The sequence below is a fragment of the Marinobacter bryozoorum genome (assembly GCF_023156245.1).
Taxonomy (GTDB): Bacteria; Pseudomonadota; Gammaproteobacteria; order Pseudomonadales; family Oleiphilaceae; genus Marinobacter; species Marinobacter bryozoorum.
Genome location: NZ_JAKZAH010000033.1, coordinates 1 through 14,628 on the forward strand (window position 1 = coordinate 1; position 14,628 = coordinate 14,628).

19 protein-coding genes are annotated in these 14,628 nt (G+C 60.9%); 8 read left to right on the forward strand and 11 right to left on the reverse strand.

Annotated elements, in window-relative coordinates; all coding sequences use genetic code 11:
- Positions 1 to 297 precede the first annotated feature (297 nt).
- Entirely contained in the window at positions 298 to 780 is a 483-nt protein-coding gene (locus MLC59_RS15100) for a copper chaperone PCu(A)C (protein ID WP_248235752.1), read from the reverse strand.
- 126 nt (positions 781 to 906) lie between these two features.
- Positions 907 to 1,671 (reverse strand): DUF1206 domain-containing protein, encoded by a 765-nt coding sequence (locus MLC59_RS15105; RefSeq protein ID WP_248235753.1) that lies wholly within the window; start codon positions 1,669 to 1,671, stop codon positions 907 to 909.
- Between the two features lie 241 nt (positions 1,672 to 1,912).
- On the opposite strand from MLC59_RS15105, the gene MLC59_RS15110 reads away from it, so the two are divergent.
- Entirely contained in the window at positions 1,913 to 3,052 is a 1,140-nt protein-coding gene (locus MLC59_RS15110; RefSeq protein ID WP_248235754.1) for an aminotransferase class V-fold PLP-dependent enzyme, read from the forward strand.
- 34 nt (positions 3,053 to 3,086) lie between these two features.
- Here MLC59_RS15110 and MLC59_RS15115 read toward each other — a convergent pair whose 3' ends face one another.
- From MLC59_RS15115 to MLC59_RS15145, 7 genes are read right to left on the reverse strand one after another with little or no spacing between them, the layout of a single operon-like run.
- Positions 3,087 to 3,467 carry a thiol-disulfide oxidoreductase DCC family protein gene (locus MLC59_RS15115; protein WP_248235755.1) on the reverse strand — a complete coding sequence of 127 codons (381 nt, stop codon included), beginning with the start codon at positions 3,465 to 3,467 and terminating at the stop codon, positions 3,087 to 3,089.
- A 30-nt stretch (positions 3,468 to 3,497) separates the two neighbouring features.
- Positions 3,498 to 4,058, reverse strand: a complete 561-nt coding sequence (gene thpR / locus MLC59_RS15120; protein WP_248235756.1) for an RNA 2',3'-cyclic phosphodiesterase — start codon at positions 4,056 to 4,058, stop codon at positions 3,498 to 3,500.
- Positions 4,059 to 4,061: 3 nt separating this feature from the next.
- On the reverse strand, positions 4,062 to 4,481 hold the full coding sequence (locus MLC59_RS15125) for a DUF2784 domain-containing protein (protein WP_248235757.1): 420 nt from the start codon (positions 4,479 to 4,481) through the stop codon (positions 4,062 to 4,064).
- Complete coding sequence (locus MLC59_RS15130; RefSeq protein WP_248235758.1) at positions 4,478 to 5,452, reverse strand: threonine ammonia-lyase; 975 nt, start codon at positions 5,450 to 5,452, stop codon at positions 4,478 to 4,480. The genes MLC59_RS15125 and MLC59_RS15130 overlap by 4 nt, the downstream gene beginning before the upstream one ends.
- A gap of 15 nt (positions 5,453 to 5,467) precedes the next feature.
- Positions 5,468 to 6,127, reverse strand: coding sequence for a DUF2238 domain-containing protein (locus MLC59_RS15135; RefSeq protein ID WP_248235761.1), 660 nt, complete (start codon positions 6,125 to 6,127; stop codon positions 5,468 to 5,470).
- A 3-nt stretch (positions 6,128 to 6,130) separates the two neighbouring features.
- A complete protein-coding gene (locus MLC59_RS15140; protein WP_248235762.1) occupies positions 6,131 to 6,304 on the reverse strand; it encodes a hypothetical protein in 174 nt (57 codons plus the stop codon).
- 14 nt (positions 6,305 to 6,318) lie between these two features.
- Positions 6,319 to 6,645 (reverse strand): putative signal transducing protein, encoded by a 327-nt coding sequence (locus MLC59_RS15145; RefSeq protein WP_248235764.1) that lies wholly within the window; start codon positions 6,643 to 6,645, stop codon positions 6,319 to 6,321.
- Positions 6,646 to 6,852: 207 nt separating this feature from the next.
- Here MLC59_RS15145 and MLC59_RS15150 point away from each other — a divergent pair, with 207 nt between their 5' ends.
- From MLC59_RS15150 to MLC59_RS15165, 4 genes are all read left to right on the forward strand, one after another.
- Positions 6,853 to 7,422, forward strand: coding sequence for an NnrU family protein (locus MLC59_RS15150; protein WP_248235766.1), 570 nt, complete (start codon positions 6,853 to 6,855; stop codon positions 7,420 to 7,422).
- A gap of 120 nt (positions 7,423 to 7,542) precedes the next feature.
- Positions 7,543 to 9,120 (forward strand): Re/Si-specific NAD(P)(+) transhydrogenase subunit alpha, encoded by a 1,578-nt coding sequence (locus tag MLC59_RS15155; protein ID WP_248235775.1) that lies wholly within the window; start codon positions 7,543 to 7,545, stop codon positions 9,118 to 9,120.
- Between the two features lie 12 nt (positions 9,121 to 9,132).
- Entirely contained in the window at positions 9,133 to 10,524 is a 1,392-nt protein-coding gene (gene pntB / locus MLC59_RS15160; protein ID WP_248235783.1) for a Re/Si-specific NAD(P)(+) transhydrogenase subunit beta, read from the forward strand.
- A 173-nt stretch (positions 10,525 to 10,697) separates the two neighbouring features.
- Complete coding sequence (locus tag MLC59_RS15165) at positions 10,698 to 11,231, forward strand: C40 family peptidase (protein WP_248235785.1); 534 nt, start codon at positions 10,698 to 10,700, stop codon at positions 11,229 to 11,231.
- Here the strand turns inward: MLC59_RS15165 and MLC59_RS15170 are convergent.
- Positions 11,206 to 11,805 carry a CPBP family intramembrane glutamic endopeptidase gene (locus MLC59_RS15170; protein ID WP_248235787.1) on the reverse strand — a complete coding sequence of 200 codons (600 nt, stop codon included), beginning with the start codon at positions 11,803 to 11,805 and terminating at the stop codon, positions 11,206 to 11,208. The genes MLC59_RS15165 and MLC59_RS15170 overlap by 26 nt on opposite strands.
- A gap of 186 nt (positions 11,806 to 11,991) precedes the next feature.
- On the opposite strand from MLC59_RS15170, the gene MLC59_RS15175 reads away from it, so the two are divergent.
- On the forward strand, positions 11,992 to 12,561 hold the full coding sequence (locus MLC59_RS15175; RefSeq protein ID WP_248235790.1) for a DJ-1/PfpI family protein: 570 nt from the start codon (positions 11,992 to 11,994) through the stop codon (positions 12,559 to 12,561).
- 58 nt (positions 12,562 to 12,619) lie between these two features.
- Positions 12,620 to 13,000 carry a ribbon-helix-helix domain-containing protein gene (locus MLC59_RS15180; RefSeq protein WP_248235791.1) on the forward strand — a complete coding sequence of 127 codons (381 nt, stop codon included), beginning with the start codon at positions 12,620 to 12,622 and terminating at the stop codon, positions 12,998 to 13,000.
- Positions 13,001 to 13,012: 12 nt separating this feature from the next.
- Here the strand turns inward: MLC59_RS15180 and MLC59_RS15185 are convergent, their stop codons facing one another.
- Positions 13,013 to 13,621, reverse strand: coding sequence for a LysE/ArgO family amino acid transporter (locus MLC59_RS15185; protein ID WP_248235795.1), 609 nt, complete (start codon positions 13,619 to 13,621; stop codon positions 13,013 to 13,015).
- 96 nt (positions 13,622 to 13,717) lie between these two features.
- On the opposite strand from MLC59_RS15185, the gene MLC59_RS15190 reads away from it, so the two are divergent.
- The gene (locus MLC59_RS15190) at positions 13,718 to 14,587 is read left to right on the forward strand and encodes a LysR family transcriptional regulator ArgP (RefSeq protein WP_248235803.1); all 870 of its coding nucleotides are present in this window, start codon (positions 13,718 to 13,720) and stop codon (positions 14,585 to 14,587) included.
- The last annotated feature ends 41 nt before the right edge of the window (positions 14,588 to 14,628 follow it).

Below are 14,628 nucleotides of genomic sequence, written 5' to 3' on the forward strand. Positions count from 1 at the left end.
CGAATTAACCAAACGGGACACTAGGCTCTGACGCTACCGCAACGGTGTCGTCCTGGTCGTTACTGTGCTGAGGGGTATCGATGCTTTGGTCGGCATCGGAGGGGCGATGACTGCTCATGACTATTCGTCCTTCCAGGCCAGAATCCGGTGTGCCAATTGGCACACCAATCCACGGCAAAAAGTTTTCCAAAAGTTAATGCACAAGATAACAATGGATCACAGAATAGCCAGAAAAAATATGACCATGCACCCCGATAGTTACAATTTTAAACAGTTAGCTCCCCTGGATCGGCCAGCTTAGTGTCCCGAGTGGTCCATTTCAGCAGGCATGGCGTCCATCCGCCGGACGTCAAGGGTGATGTCCATGGCATCCAGCCCCTCGAACTGCAGGGTCAGGGGCACTTCCTCCCCTTCCGCAAGGGGGCGCTCCAGGCGTTCCAGCATCAGGTGATAGCTGTGGGGCTTGAGCACCACGGTTTCTCCGGCAGGGACCGTGAGCCCTTCTGGCATGGGCTGCATCTTCATCAGGCCTTCGTGCATGCGGGTTTCGTGGATAGAGACCTGCTCTGCCACCGGCGTCTCCCCAGCAACCAGCGTAACGGGTTGGTCACCATGGTTATGTATCGTCATATAGCCGACACCTACCGGGGTGCCGGGTGGCGTTGGCCGCGACCAGGCGTGGTCGATAGCAATGTCGCCCAGCCGGAAATCCCCGGCCAGCGCTGGCAGAGAGAAGGCAGTCAGGCCAATCGCAAGAAGTAAGCGTGTTCTGGAAGTCATGGGTATCAGTCCCGTGGTCAGGAAGCCATAAAGCGGACAGTTTTTCCCTAACATGGCCCGAATACAACCCCGCCACATGCGGTATATTGCCGCGCCCTTCTTTCTGGCCGCCGCACCAGGCAGTGCTCACGAGCGGATATGGCGATACCTCGCCTCCAGGCAGCTGTATATCCCGAAAGCTACCAGGCCAGCAGCAACGATGCCGAGCAACCACTGCCCATAGGGCGAGCCTGCGAGCCAGTCAAGGGCTTCCCCGGTACCCTGGATTTCCCGCGCGTTCAGGCGTATTGCAGAGTGAATAAACATGCCACCCACAATGCACCAGACCACGCCCCGAGCCACCAGTCCAAAGCGGCACACGTGCCGGGCCCAGGCTTCATGACTCGACGGAAAAGTCATATACCGCTCGAAACGGGCCGTCCAGCCCTTGAAAACATGGGCAACGCCGATACCAGTCAACAGCGCACCCGCAGACACCATGACAGCCATGGCTGTTCGCTCATCGAGACCGGACAGGGGCCCGCCCTGACCGCCATTGCCCATGGCAAGCATCAACCTGATTGCCCAGTAGGCCAGGAATCCGTGGGTCAATGCACTGAGCAGGTGGCCCGCGCGTATCACAAGGGCCTTGGCGCCCCGGCCATGATGATCCGCATCAAACAGGCCCTGGATGGCACGCCACAGGGCGAAGCCGGCCAGTCCACCGATCATCAGCCCCAGCAGGGTGCGACCGAACGGCTGGGAGAGGATTTCCTCCAGCGCGCCCCTGGCGCTGGTGGTCTGGCCGCCCATGCCCGCAGCTGATAACAGGGCCAGGAGGCCAACCACCAGGTAGAGGATTCCGCGGGATGCATAACCCGCACGGGCGAGTATCTGGATGGTATGTTCCATGGGTTTGCTGCTTCCCTGTCGTGAAAACCGGATGTAAGGGTAAAGACCGCCATAACAATCAGGCCTGCCTCCCTTTCACTGTAGCGTCCCAACAGTGCTGCCCCCACCCCGACAGATGAAATTCCTGTTATGCCGACGGATTTGCGGAACTGGCCGTGACAGTAGAAAATACGGTCATCGTTATTATTAGCCACCAAACAACAGCAGGCAGCCACTGGTTGCCCCAAGCAGGATTATCAGCATGTCCAGACAGGTTCCCCAGGTCGACCCGCAAGGGTTACTGGAATACTCCGTTGTATTCAATGACCGCTCCCTCAACCACATGTCAGCGGTGTTCCAGCAGGTGATGCGGGATATATCCGGCACGCTCAAGCGTGCCTATAACGCAGAAGGCGCGGTAGTCGTGCCCGGCGGAGGCAGTTTCGGCATGGAGGCCGTGGCCCGCCAGTTTGCCCACGACCGCCAGTGCCTGGTCATCCGTAATGGCTGGTTCAGCTACCGCTGGACCCAGATATTCGACATGGGGCGGATTCCGTCATCCTCCACGGTGCTCAAGGCCAGCCCGGTTGCATCGGGGCACCAGTCAGCCTGGGCACCGGCCCCGGTAGAAGAGGTCGTCCGCCAGATTCTGGATGACAAGCCTGATGTGGTTTTTGCGCCTCATGTAGAGACCGCTTCAGGCATGGTGCTGCCGGACGACTACCTGAAGGCGGTGGGCGAGGCCGTATCCAGCGTGGGAGGACTGTTTGTGCTGGACTGCGTGGCCTCCGGCGCGCTCTGGGTCGACATGAAGGCTTGTGGCGTGGATGTGCTGATTACCGCCCCCCAGAAAGGCTGGAGTGCGTCCCCTTGCGCGGCCCTGATCGCCCTGAGTGGCCGGGCACTTGAGAAGCTGGACGCCACCACCAGCAGCAGCTTTGCCGCTGACCTGAAGAAATGGCGCAATATCATGCAGTCCTATGAGGACGGCGGCCACGCTTACCACGCCACCATGCCCACGGACACCCTGGCCATCCTGCGGGATGCCATGGCCGACACAGAGAATACCGGCTTTGACGTCCTGAAAGAGCGGCAATGGCAGCTTGGCCAGCAGGTGCGGGCACTCTTTGCCGAGGCCGGGTTCCTCAGTGTTGCAGCGGAAGGATTTGAATCACCGGGGGTGGTGGTATTGCACACCGAAAACCCGGATATCCACAATACCCGCCTGTTCCGGGAGCAGGGTCTGCAAACCGCTGCCGGCGTGCCCCTGATGTGCGACGAACCGGACAACTTCCAGACCTTCCGGGTCGGCCTGTTTGGGCTGGAAAAGCTCAACAATATTGAGCGGACGGTCGACAACCTGCGCCAGGCCCTCGCTGCCATAGGGCAAGAAGCCTACTGAACTGCGCCCACCGCAAGCGGTAGCGCCTGGGCCACTATTTACCGGGCATACGCCCGGTTCGCTCCAGGCGCCGGGTAACCATGGCGTGGTACGCCCGGGCCAGTGCCGGCCGGATCAGGGGCAAGCCGATCAGCCACGCCAGGGGTTTGAGCACCGGCGCCCGGGACATCAACAGGATATAGGCGTCCAGTTCCCGGTGTATACGCCCGCTGCTGTCCTGTACATGCAGTTCCTGCAGCGCGTCATCCGGATGAATGCCCAGGGACTGCAGCTCCTCGTCCCGGCCGGTGATATCGACCCACTCCACGTTCTCGGCCGCTCGCCCCGCCAGCTTTTCGTATTGTCGGCGATCACGAATGCAGCTCGGGCATGAGCCGTCGTAGAAAACCCGGAGTGTTTCTGATGTAGCGGCCATATAACGACTCCTCCGGTTAGTGAGGCCTGATCAAAGCATGTGGGGCATCGAGCTCTGTTTCAACGGGAACCTCGCCAACACCTGGTAACGGGAGCCTTCCGGGCTGGTGTTGCTCAGGAACAGGCTGACATGCCGCACCACCACCTCCGGGGCGCAACGCCCCCGGTGCTGCGCCAGGAAGTCCCGGGCAGACCCTGCCTGGTGGCGACCAAACCTGGCCAGCGTGATATGGGGCCGGAAATTACGCCCTTCCACCCGGAACCCCTGCTCCGCCAGGCGGCGGGATACCCATCCATACAATCCCATGACCGGCGCTTCCGGCTCTACGCCCGCCCACAGGTTCCGGGGCCGGTCTGGATCTCCGCAACAGCCCGCCCCGGTCGGAGTGAAACAAAAGCCCTCTGGTCCCGGGCTCTCCATCGCCCGGAACAGCGCCGGGACCTGTTCCGGATCAACCTGCCCCATAAAACACAGGGTCAGGTGCAACTGATCCTGCCGCTGCCAGCGCGCACCCTCGATATCCGTGCGCCAGCCCAGTAAGACGTCGCCTGTTTCCTGTGGCAACTCGAGCCCGAGGAAGAGTCGTGGCATGGTTCACTCCTGTTCGGACATGGACCCGCGGGTACGAGGGCGACGCCGGGGTGGAAACCACCACCAGCTGGCAACGACCAGCAAGCCAAACCCGGTGTAGAGCGCGATGAACACCCAGGCGGGTGCATCGTAATAGAGCACCTGCTGCAGCCAGTACTCGATAAAACTTCCATCATACCCCGACTGCCCGGCCTGGCGGCGCAACCAGAGCTCGAGGGTGGTGAGCGGACAGATAACGCCCAGCCATGCCTGGGCGACCACCACCGCAATCGCCGCAAGGTGCGCCAGCCGGAACCAGAGGTGGTTCACCCAGGGCCAGCCACGGCGATTGCCGACCAGTACCAGGACCAGTCCCAGCACAACAAACAGCACAATACCCACATGAACCGTGAGAACGGCATCCGCCAGCCACTGCCAGATCATCCGCCGGACTCACACTGACTGACCTGGTCGAGATCAAGATTGCCGCCGGTAATGACCAGGAGGTCACCGCCCTGCGGTGCCGGTTCAACGGTACCCTCCAACAACGCGGCAAGACCGACAGCGGCGCCGGGCTCCACAAAGAGTCGCGCCTCGGTCAGCAACAGCCGGGTGGCTTCCCGGATGGCGGCCTCGCTGACCGTCACCATCCGGCCTACCACCTGACGGGAAGCCCGCCAGGTATGCTCGCCAACCACGGCTGGCGCCAGGCTCGCCGCCCAGGTGGAGACGTCATCAAGGCTGGCAGCGGGATCGTTACATTGCCAGGCATGCCCCATGGTGGCAGCCCCCACCGGTTCCACCCCGACAATTTCCAGATCCGGGCGGCAGGCCTTGACCGCCAGCCCCAGCCCGGAAACCAGGCCGCCGCCACCCACCGGGCAGAGAATACGCCGCATATCCGGGCACTGATCCAGTAGCTCAAGCCCCACGGCGCCCTGGCCTGTCATAACGCGAAGGTCGTTGTACGGGTGAACCAGGGTCAACCCCCGGGTTGCGACCAGCTCATGGCAGAGTTCGACAGCCTGCTGAATGCGGCCATGGACGATAACCTCCGCCCCCAGAGCCCGGCTCCGACGGATCTTCAGCTCACTGGAACCTTCCGGCATGACGACCGTAAGTGGCGTCTTCATCGTGGCAGCTGCCCAGGCCAGGGCAATGGCATGATTGCCGGCGGAGACCGTCACAAGGCCTCCGGCCAGTTCCGACTCAGCGGCGGTCAGCACCCAGTTAAGGGCACCACGGGGTTTGAAGCTGCCTGTGCGCTGCAGGTTCTCGCATTTCATCTGAACGGAATGGCCTGTGGCATGCTCAAGGTCCTCAGAACGCCACACCGGCGTCCTTACCACCTCGCCCTGCAATCGCTCTGCAGCTTGCCGGATCGTTTCGAGGTCAGGGAGTTTGTCTGACTCCATAGGGGCCTCCTGGCTCTACTTCCTGAAAAACCTCGGGTTACGTTCGACAAAGGTTCCGATCCAGCGTTCCAGAAACGAGGCTTTCTCGGGATTCCGCAGATAGCGCCAACCCAAAAGGGAAATGGCCAGCGCCCCCAGTGCATCCACCACCAGGTCCCACATGGTATCGGTAAGTCCTGAAGGGTCGCCAAGCATGGGCTTCTGCATATTCATGCCGAACAGCGAATCCATGGTGAATTCGAAGATTTCCCAAAGGGCGCCAATGCCGAGGGCAAAGAGAAAGGCAAAGAAGGCGACGAATCCCGGCTTCATGTGCACCTCGATCCGCTTCACCTCGTTCATGATATGCACAAGCAGGAACCCGAGAATACCCAGCAGGACGCCGGAACTGGTGTGCAGGGCAATATCCCACCACCAGAACCGGGTGTAATAGTCTCTCACCTCACCGAGAAACAAGGAGGCAAACACGAAGCCGATGGCCAGTAATTGTAGTTCCGGGGGGATGTGAATCCGGAACCGTCGCTCGAGCAGAACCGGCAGGAAGGTCACCACGATAATCAGGGCGGTGAAAAAGCCGGTAAACCAGCGTCCCGTCCAGATGGCGGCCACCACTTCAAGCAGCAGGATGAACTGCAGGAATAACGTGATTCTCTGGTGGGTAATTCGGATGCGCACTACCTAGTATCCCGGCTTTCTCAGGTCGTAGGACTCATGGAGCGGTGGGTGCCGTTCCCGGCACTCCATACGTTCGTACAGGGGCAGGCTATCACATTCACTGGCATCGCCGGGGTAACGGCCTTCTTTCGGCATGCCGGTGCCGCAACCACTTGCAACCAGCAGCCAAAGTGCCATGACGGTATACCGGGTCACCACAGCGTCAGCACAAAACCAACCGCGACGGCCAGCATGAGCAGCAGAAACCATCGGGCATAGAACTCACCGGCATCGTTCACCGGAGGAATGCGGCGTCCGTCTTCCGTGGCGGCACCTTCGTACTCGGCAATCAGTCGCCGGGCCTCCAGGTAATCGTCATCATCAACCTGTACGTTGGTGAAACCGGCGGCGCCGATCTCCCCCAGTCCACCCTGCAGGTAATGGCCACCCACATGGGCTCTGATACCATGGGAACCCAGCAGACCGGCGATGATATGAGCCTCTGTGAGGTCCCGGGCATTGTAGGCAATCTGCATCATCCGTCTCCCCTGTTGGGTACGGGAACGCCCCGAAGCAACCGTAACCCTCCGGGTACACTCCCAGTGTAGTCAGTTCACCAGGCACCTGCCCCTTGTTTACGAAGTCGTCATTCACTTCGATCCCATGCCTGCCGGTTCGCGAATCCGCGACACAGGGAACTATACTGCGGGACAACACTCCACACCGGATCTCAAGGACTTTGTGTCATGGGCATACTTGTACTCGGACTGATCATTTTTCTCGGCATCCACTCCCTCTCCATCGTCAATGAGCCCCTGCGTAACCGGTTGCTGCAGTCTATGGGGGAAGGCGCATTCAAGGGCGTTTACTCCCTCATTGCCCTTCTAGGCCTGGTGCTGATTGTGTGGGGATACGGTGCAGCGCGGCTCGACCCGGTACTGATCTACAGTCCGCCAGCCTGGCTTCGGCACCTGGCCATGCTGTTGCTGGTGCCGGTATTTCCACTGCTGTTCGCCGCCTATTTTCCGGGCCGAATCAGCCGAGCCCTCAAGCATCCGATGCTGGTGGCGGTCAAGTTATGGGCAGTGGCCCACCTGCTGGCCAACGGCATGGCCCACGATGTTCTCCTGTTCGGAGCCTTCCTGGCCTGGGCCGTCGTGGACCGGATTTCCCTGAAGCGCCGAACCGCCCGGGCCACTCCTACCCTGCCGGCGACGTCGTTCAATGACCTGATCGCTGTGGTGGTCGGCCTGGCGGTCTACGTCCTGTTCGTACTCTGGGCACACCAGTGGCTGATTGGCGTAACGCCCGTGTAACCGGCGCCACGAGGTTCTGAGACGCCTTCAACAGGCTCAAAAGATGACTAAGGGCGGATTCCGGGCTTAACTGTAGTCACAGGCACCAACAATAAAGTGTCAGACGGCAGGAGTAAGACCATGAAAATCGGAATCCCCCGGGAGGTTTATCCCGACGAGCGACGGGTGGCTGCAACGCCGCCCTCGGTGCAGAAACTCATCAAACTTGGATACGAGGTAGTCATCGAGGCTGGTGCCGGCGAAGCGGCCGATTACAGCGACGAGAGCTACCAGGATGCCGGCGCCGCCATCGCTGTGGACACGCTCTCCCTCTGGAAGGAGTCGGACTTTATCCTTAAGGTGCGGGCACCGACAGAGCATCCCGGCATTCACAAACACGAACTCGACATGATTCGAGAGGGTGCGCACCTGGCCGGCTATATCTGGCCAGCCCAGAATCCCCAACTGCTGGAAAAACTGGCGGAGAAGCAGGTCAACGCCTTCGCCATTGATGCCCTCCCCCGTATCAGCCGGGCCCAGAAAATGGATGCCCTCAGCGCCATGGCCAACATCGCCGGCTATCGCGCGGTGATCGAGGCCGCCAATCAGTTCGGGCGTTTCTTTACCGGCCAGGTCACCGCCGCAGGCAAGGTGCCCCCGGCGAAAGTCATGGTCATCGGCGCCGGCGTGGCCGGCCTGGCCGCCATCGGTACCGCCAACAGTATGGGGGCCGTGGTGAGGGCCTTCGACACTCGTCTGGAGGTCAAGGAACAGGTGGAAAGTATGGGCGCCGAGTTCCTGGAACTGGACTTTGGCGACGAGGAAGGCAGTGGTGGCGGTGGTTACGCAAAGCAGATGAGCGATGAGTTCATCAAGGCAGAAATGGCCCTGTTCGCCGAGCAGGCCAAGGAAGTGGATATCATCATCACCACCGCCCTGATCCCCGGCAAGCCCGCGCCGAAGCTGATCACCGCCGAGATGGTGCAATCCATGAAGCCCGGCAGTGTCATTGTGGACCTCGCCTCCGAACGGGGCGGCAACTGCGAACTGACTGAGCCCGGCAAGGTGGTGGAAAGGCACGGTGTACGCCTGATCGGTTATACCGACCTGCCCAGCCGCATGGCCAAGGTGGCCAGTGACCTGTACGCCACCAACCTGGTCCATCTGATGACCGAGCTGACACCAGAGAAGGATGGCCAGCCGGTGGTGAATATGGAGGACGCGGTGATTCGCGGGGTGACCGTGGTCCACCAGGGCGATGTCACCTGGCCGCCACCCCAACCGGAAGCGCCCACCAGCACCGCACCACCCCCTGGTACGGAAGAGCCCTCCCCGGCGACAGCAACCGCAACGAAGGGCCCATCACCGGCCAAGCGCCTGACGGGAAAAATCGCCCTGCTGGCCGTAACCGCACTGGCTCTCTACGGTGTAGGGGCCTATGCGCCGGAGAGCTTCCTGCGGCACTTTACGGTTTTCGTGCTGGCCTGTTTCATCGGCTGGCAGGTGATCTGGAATGTCACACCCTCGCTACACACCCCCCTGATGAGCGTGACCAACGCCATCAGCGGCATCATCGTAATTGGCGCCCTGCTCCACCTGGCCCAGGCTGAACATGCAGCGGTGGGCATCCTGTCCTTCGTGGCGGTACTGATTGCCATGATCAATGTGTCCGGTGGGTTCCGGGTGACCCACCGCATGCTCAAGATGTTCCATCGATAGGAGGCGTGAACCATGAGTAGTGGACTGATCAGCGTCGCCTATGTGGTGGCCAGCATTCTCTTTATCCTCAGCCTGGGGGGCCTCGCCCACCAGGAATCCGCCCGCCGGGGTAACTGGTACGGGGTCGCAGGTATTGTCATTGCGCTCGCCGCGACCATGGCCGGGTTCGAGACCGCCGACCTGACCTGGGTTATCGCCGCCATGGTAATCGGTGCGGCTATCGGGCTGCCCATTGCCAACAAGGTGGAAATGACCCAGATGCCCCAGCTGGTGGCCCTGCTGCACAGCTTCGTGGGCCTGGCCGCTGTGCTGGTGGGCTTTGCCAGCTATATCGACCCGCTGGTGATCATGGTGGGGGCCGAACACACCATCAAGCTGGTGGAAATCTTTGTGGGCATCTTTATCGGGGCCGTCACCTTCACGGGCTCACTGGTGGCCTGCGGCAAGCTGGATGGACGAATCGACAGCAAGGCCCTTACCCTGCCCGGGCGCCACTGGATGAACCTGGCCGCCGTGATCGTGTGCGTCCTGCTTGGCGCCGGGTTCCTGGGTAGCGACAGCATGGCCCTGAGCATCGCCATTCTCGTACTGGTGACCGTAATCGCGGCTGTACTGGGTGTGCACCTGATCATGGCAATCGGCGGCGCCGATATGCCGGTGGTGGTTTCCATGCTCAACAGTTACTCCGGGTGGGCCGCGGCCGCCATCGGCTTCATGCTGGGCAACGATCTGCTGATTGTGACAGGGGCCCTGGTGGGCAGCAGTGGTGCAATCCTCAGCTATATCATGTGCCGGGCCATGAACCGTTCGTTCATCAGCGTGATCCTGGGGGGCTTTGGCCAGACCTCCTCCAGCAGTGCGACAGCGGATGAGGACCAGGCCGTGCAGGAGATTTCGGTAGAGGAGCTGGCCGAGGAACTGCGCAATGCGGATTCGGTGATTATCGTCCCCGGCTACGGCATGGCTGTAGCGCAGGCCCAGAACGGGATCAGCGAGATCACCAAACTGTTGCGGGAGCGGGACATCAACGTGCGCTTCGGCATCCACCCGGTGGCAGGCCGGCTACCCGGTCACATGAACGTGCTGCTGGCGGAAGCCCATGTGCCCTATGACATCGTGCTGGAAATGGACGAAATCAATGACGATTTCCCCAAAACTGACGTGGTCCTCGTGATTGGTGCCAACGACACGGTTAACCCGGCCGCCGCCGAGGACCCGAACAGCCCGATTGCCGGGATGCCGGTGCTGGAAGTCTGGAAGGCCCGGCAGGTAACCATCCTCAAGCGCGGGATGGCCACGGGCTACTCCGGAGTGGAGAACCCATTGTTCTTCCGGGAAAACAGCCACATGCTGTTCGGCGATGCCAAGGATTCGGTGGACCGGCTACTGGGCGCACTGAGATAGCACCCCTACCTGACGGACCGCCCCGGTCCGTCAGGGTCGACTGGCCCTCGGGAGAGATCGCGCTGCTGGCACTGTGATTGTAAAGACTCCGCAAAACTGGCAGCGAAGGCCTGACAGGTTTGCCCCGAGCAGGTAAAGTCTTCAATTGACAGAAACCGAGCAGGACTGAATCCATGCCCACACTCCACCAGATTCCGGTCAAGGCCAACGTCCGTGCAACGCGGAATGCGCTGTTGCTGGTTCTGGCAGTAGTGCTGACCGGCTGTGCGTCCTCGCCGGACGTGGTGGAGCGCCGCCAGTCACCAGCCCCGGTTTACGGCACGCCAGTGGCAGGCGATAACGAGCGGGTGATCCGACTGCAGGACGTGTTCGATCGGTATGAGGGCACACCCTACCGTTACGGTGGCACCACGCCCCGGGGGTTTGACTGCTCCGGCTTTATCGGACAGGCCTACCAGGAAGCGTTTGGCATGGAACTGCCCCGAACCACCTCGGCCATGCTCAGCCACGGAACACCTGTGTCGCCGCAGGAGCTTCAGCCGGGCGATGTGGTGTTTTTCCGGATCCGGGGCAAGGAGCAACACGCGGGCATCTTCATGGGCGGCGACGACTTTATCCATGCGTCCACGTCGGTAGGCGTCACCCGTTCGTCCCTGAATGGCTATTACTGGCGGGACCGCTTCACCCAGGCCCGACGCTTCGACTGATCCCGAACAATTGCGGGTAAAGCCGCAACACCAGGATCACCACCAGGTCATAGACCGCATGCCACACCATCACCAGCTGGATACTGTCGGTGAGTGCATAGGCCACCCCGAACACCGCCCCCAATGCCGTCGCCACCAGAAAATAGGCCCGCGACATGGCATGGGCAAGCCCGAACACGACCGCCCCTGCCAGGACACCTGCCGCCGTTCCCATATGCTCCCCGACCCAGCCCTGAATGACCGCCCGGAACAACAGTTCTTCACCAACACCAGCTAATACCGCAAGGCCGATCAGAACAGGCCATGACTGGGATCGCACAAAGCGGTGCAGGTCACGGATATGTTTCTGCAAGCTGTCGGAGGACAGCACATCCATGACCGAGAGCAGCAACAGCAATCCATAGGTCAGCACACCACCGGCAACGCCCCAGGCAAGATAGCCCAACACCGGCAGACCTTCAGTAGCAACCGGAATATCAAACAGCCACAAAGGGATTAGCCCCAACAACACAATACCTGCCTGAAAAACCAACCCCATCAGCGGTGAAAACCTTCCCCGTGCGCGTCTGGCCATATGGCACTGGATCCTCGTGAGAATAAAGGGGCCCACTGTACCCGCCCTCTCCTCCGCCATAAAGACGAGGATACGGAGCATTGGTCACACGCAGGCCGGGCACTGTAGTAGCCCATTAATACCCGCATGTGGGCCCACCCTGCTAATTTGAATATCGCTGTCCGACGCAACAACAAGGAGAAAGACATGAGCGGCAAAAAGATTCTGATGATTACCGGTGACTTCACCGAAGACTACGAAACCATGGTGCCTTTCCAGGCCCTGCAGGCAGTCGGCCATACGGTGGATGCCGTCTGCCCGGACAAGAAGGCCGGCGACACGGTGGCAACGGCGATCCATGATTTCGAGGGCGATCAGACCTATACCGAGAAACCGGGCCACCGGTTCGCGCTGACGGCGGATTTCGAGTCGGTGGATCCTGCCAGCTACGACGCCCTGGTGATTCCTGGCGGCCGGGCGCCGGAATATCTGCGACTGAATGACCAGGTTCAGAAAATGGTTCGCCACTTTTTCGAGGCGGAAAAACCGGTGGCGGCCATCTGTCATGGCGCCCAGATCCTCGCAGCAGCGGGGGTTCTTAAGGGACGAAAGTGCTCTGCCTATCCCGCGTGTCAGCCGGAAGTGGAGCTCGCAGGCGGTCAGTTTGCACGCATTGAAGTGGACGAGGCCGTCACCGATGCTAATCTGGTAACAGCACCGGCATGGCCTGCGCACCCGGCCTGGCTGGCCCAGTTCTTCAAACTGCTGGACCGCTGAGTCTCGGGTTTAACGTGGGCCGGGTGCCGGCCCTCACGTGCCTCAGGGAGAGGAACCCATGTGCAAACTCTTTATCAACGCTGACCCGGACCTCTGGGTCAGTCGCACCCATTCCCTGCGCATTGACGGCATGGTCACCAGCATTCGAATGGAAAACACCTTCTGGACGGTGCTGGCAGAACTGGCAGAGCGGGACGGCATGAACGTTCCGCAACTCATCACCCGCCTGTACCACGAGTCCATTGACGCGGGGCACGATCTGGGGAACTTCACCTCGTTCCTGCGCGTGTGTGCCATGCGCTACCTGGCCCTGCAGCTCAGTGGCGAGGTGCCGGCGGACAAGCGGGTACCCATTGCCTCCCTGGATGCGGACCGCATTCTCGACCGGGAGCCGAAGCCGCCAGGTCTCAAGGTCAGTGGTGGCACGGCGACACACTGAGAACCCGGGAGATCAACCCAGCCCGCTGATCGCCAGGTGCAGGGCGATACCCGCCATCATCAAACCGATGAGCCCATCGATGACCCGCCACGCCATCGGTCGGGACAACAACGGGGCCAGCGCTGAACCACCCCAGGCCAGCCCCCCGAACCATAGGATGGATGCGCTGCTGGCACCGGCGACGAACGTGGTGGCACTCTCCTGCTGTGCGCCAATGGCCGGTATCAGCAACAGCGTATCCAGGTATACCTGGGGATTTAGGAGGGTGACCGCCAGAGTGGTGAACAACACCCCTTTCAGACTCTTTGCCCCGGCTTCGCCGGTCTCCAGCCGGTTCCGCCCCCGGCCTGCCCGGACAAACGCCTGCACCGCCAGCCAGCCAAGAAAAACGACGCCGAGCCAGCGCAGCACCTCCAGCGCTTCCGGCACGGCCATCAACGCCGCGCTGACCCCGAGCATTCCAGCGCTGAACAGGGCGACATCCGAAATCATACAAAGCCCGGCAGACCACCAGTGGTGCTCCCGCCGGATGGCCTGGCTCAGCACGTAGGCATTCTGGGCGCCGATGGCAATAATGATGCCGCCACACACCAATAATCCGGTGAGATAACTTTCTAACATGTCATCCTCTTTTTCTCGCGTATGAAAGCGAAGCAAGCATAGCGACTCCCGGCTATACTCAGAAATCATATTCCTACTGCCACATCAGTTTTTCTTATGATCGACTACAAATTATTGGAGGCCCTTTCAGCTGTAATTGAACACGGCAGCTTCGAGCGTGCCGGGGAGTCACTGGGTATCAGCCAGTCAGCCGTCTCCCAACGACTTCGCTCTCTGGAAATCCGGATCGGTCAGCCAGTATTGATCCGCTCACCAATGCCCCGGGCGACGCCGGCGGGCCAGCAACTGCTGAACCATGTACAACAGGTAAAACTGCTTGAACGAGACTTGGCGCGAAGCATTCCAACCCTGGCCGAATCCACCAATCGTCTGCGTATCGCCCTGAATGCCGATAGCCTTGCCACCTGGTGGGCGGGCGCCATCAGCAACTTCTGCCAGCAGGAAGGACTGCTCCTGGATCTTGTAATAGAGGATCAGGACATCGGCCTGCAACGAATGCGTGAAGGCAACGTGGCTGCCTGCCTGTGCAGTAGCCCCCAGCCGGTGGCGGGAGCCCGCTGCGTGCCGCTGGGCAGCATGGTCTACCTGCCGCTGGCCACCCCGGCCTACCAGGCTCGTTACTTTCCGGACGGCCCCACCCTGGAAGCTTTCCAGTCAGCGCCGGTTATCGTATTCGGCCCCAACGATCAGCTTCAGCACCGGTTCCTGGCCCAGTGCGGCTACCATGGTCGCTTTCCCTATCACTTATGCCCCTCATCAGAAGGCTTTCTCAGACTGGCTACCAGCGGCATGGGCTACGGTATGCTGCCGGAGATACAGGCGCGCCAGGAACTGGAATCAGGCATCCTGTCCAGTATCGTCCCCGGCAAACAGCTTGATGTTCCCCTTTATTGGCACTTCTGGAGACATGGAGGCAACCTTATGGACCGACTCACAAATACCTTGCTGGCGGCCTGGGGGCCATGATCCCATCCCGTCCCGGATCAGCCCCGTCCATGGATTTGTTA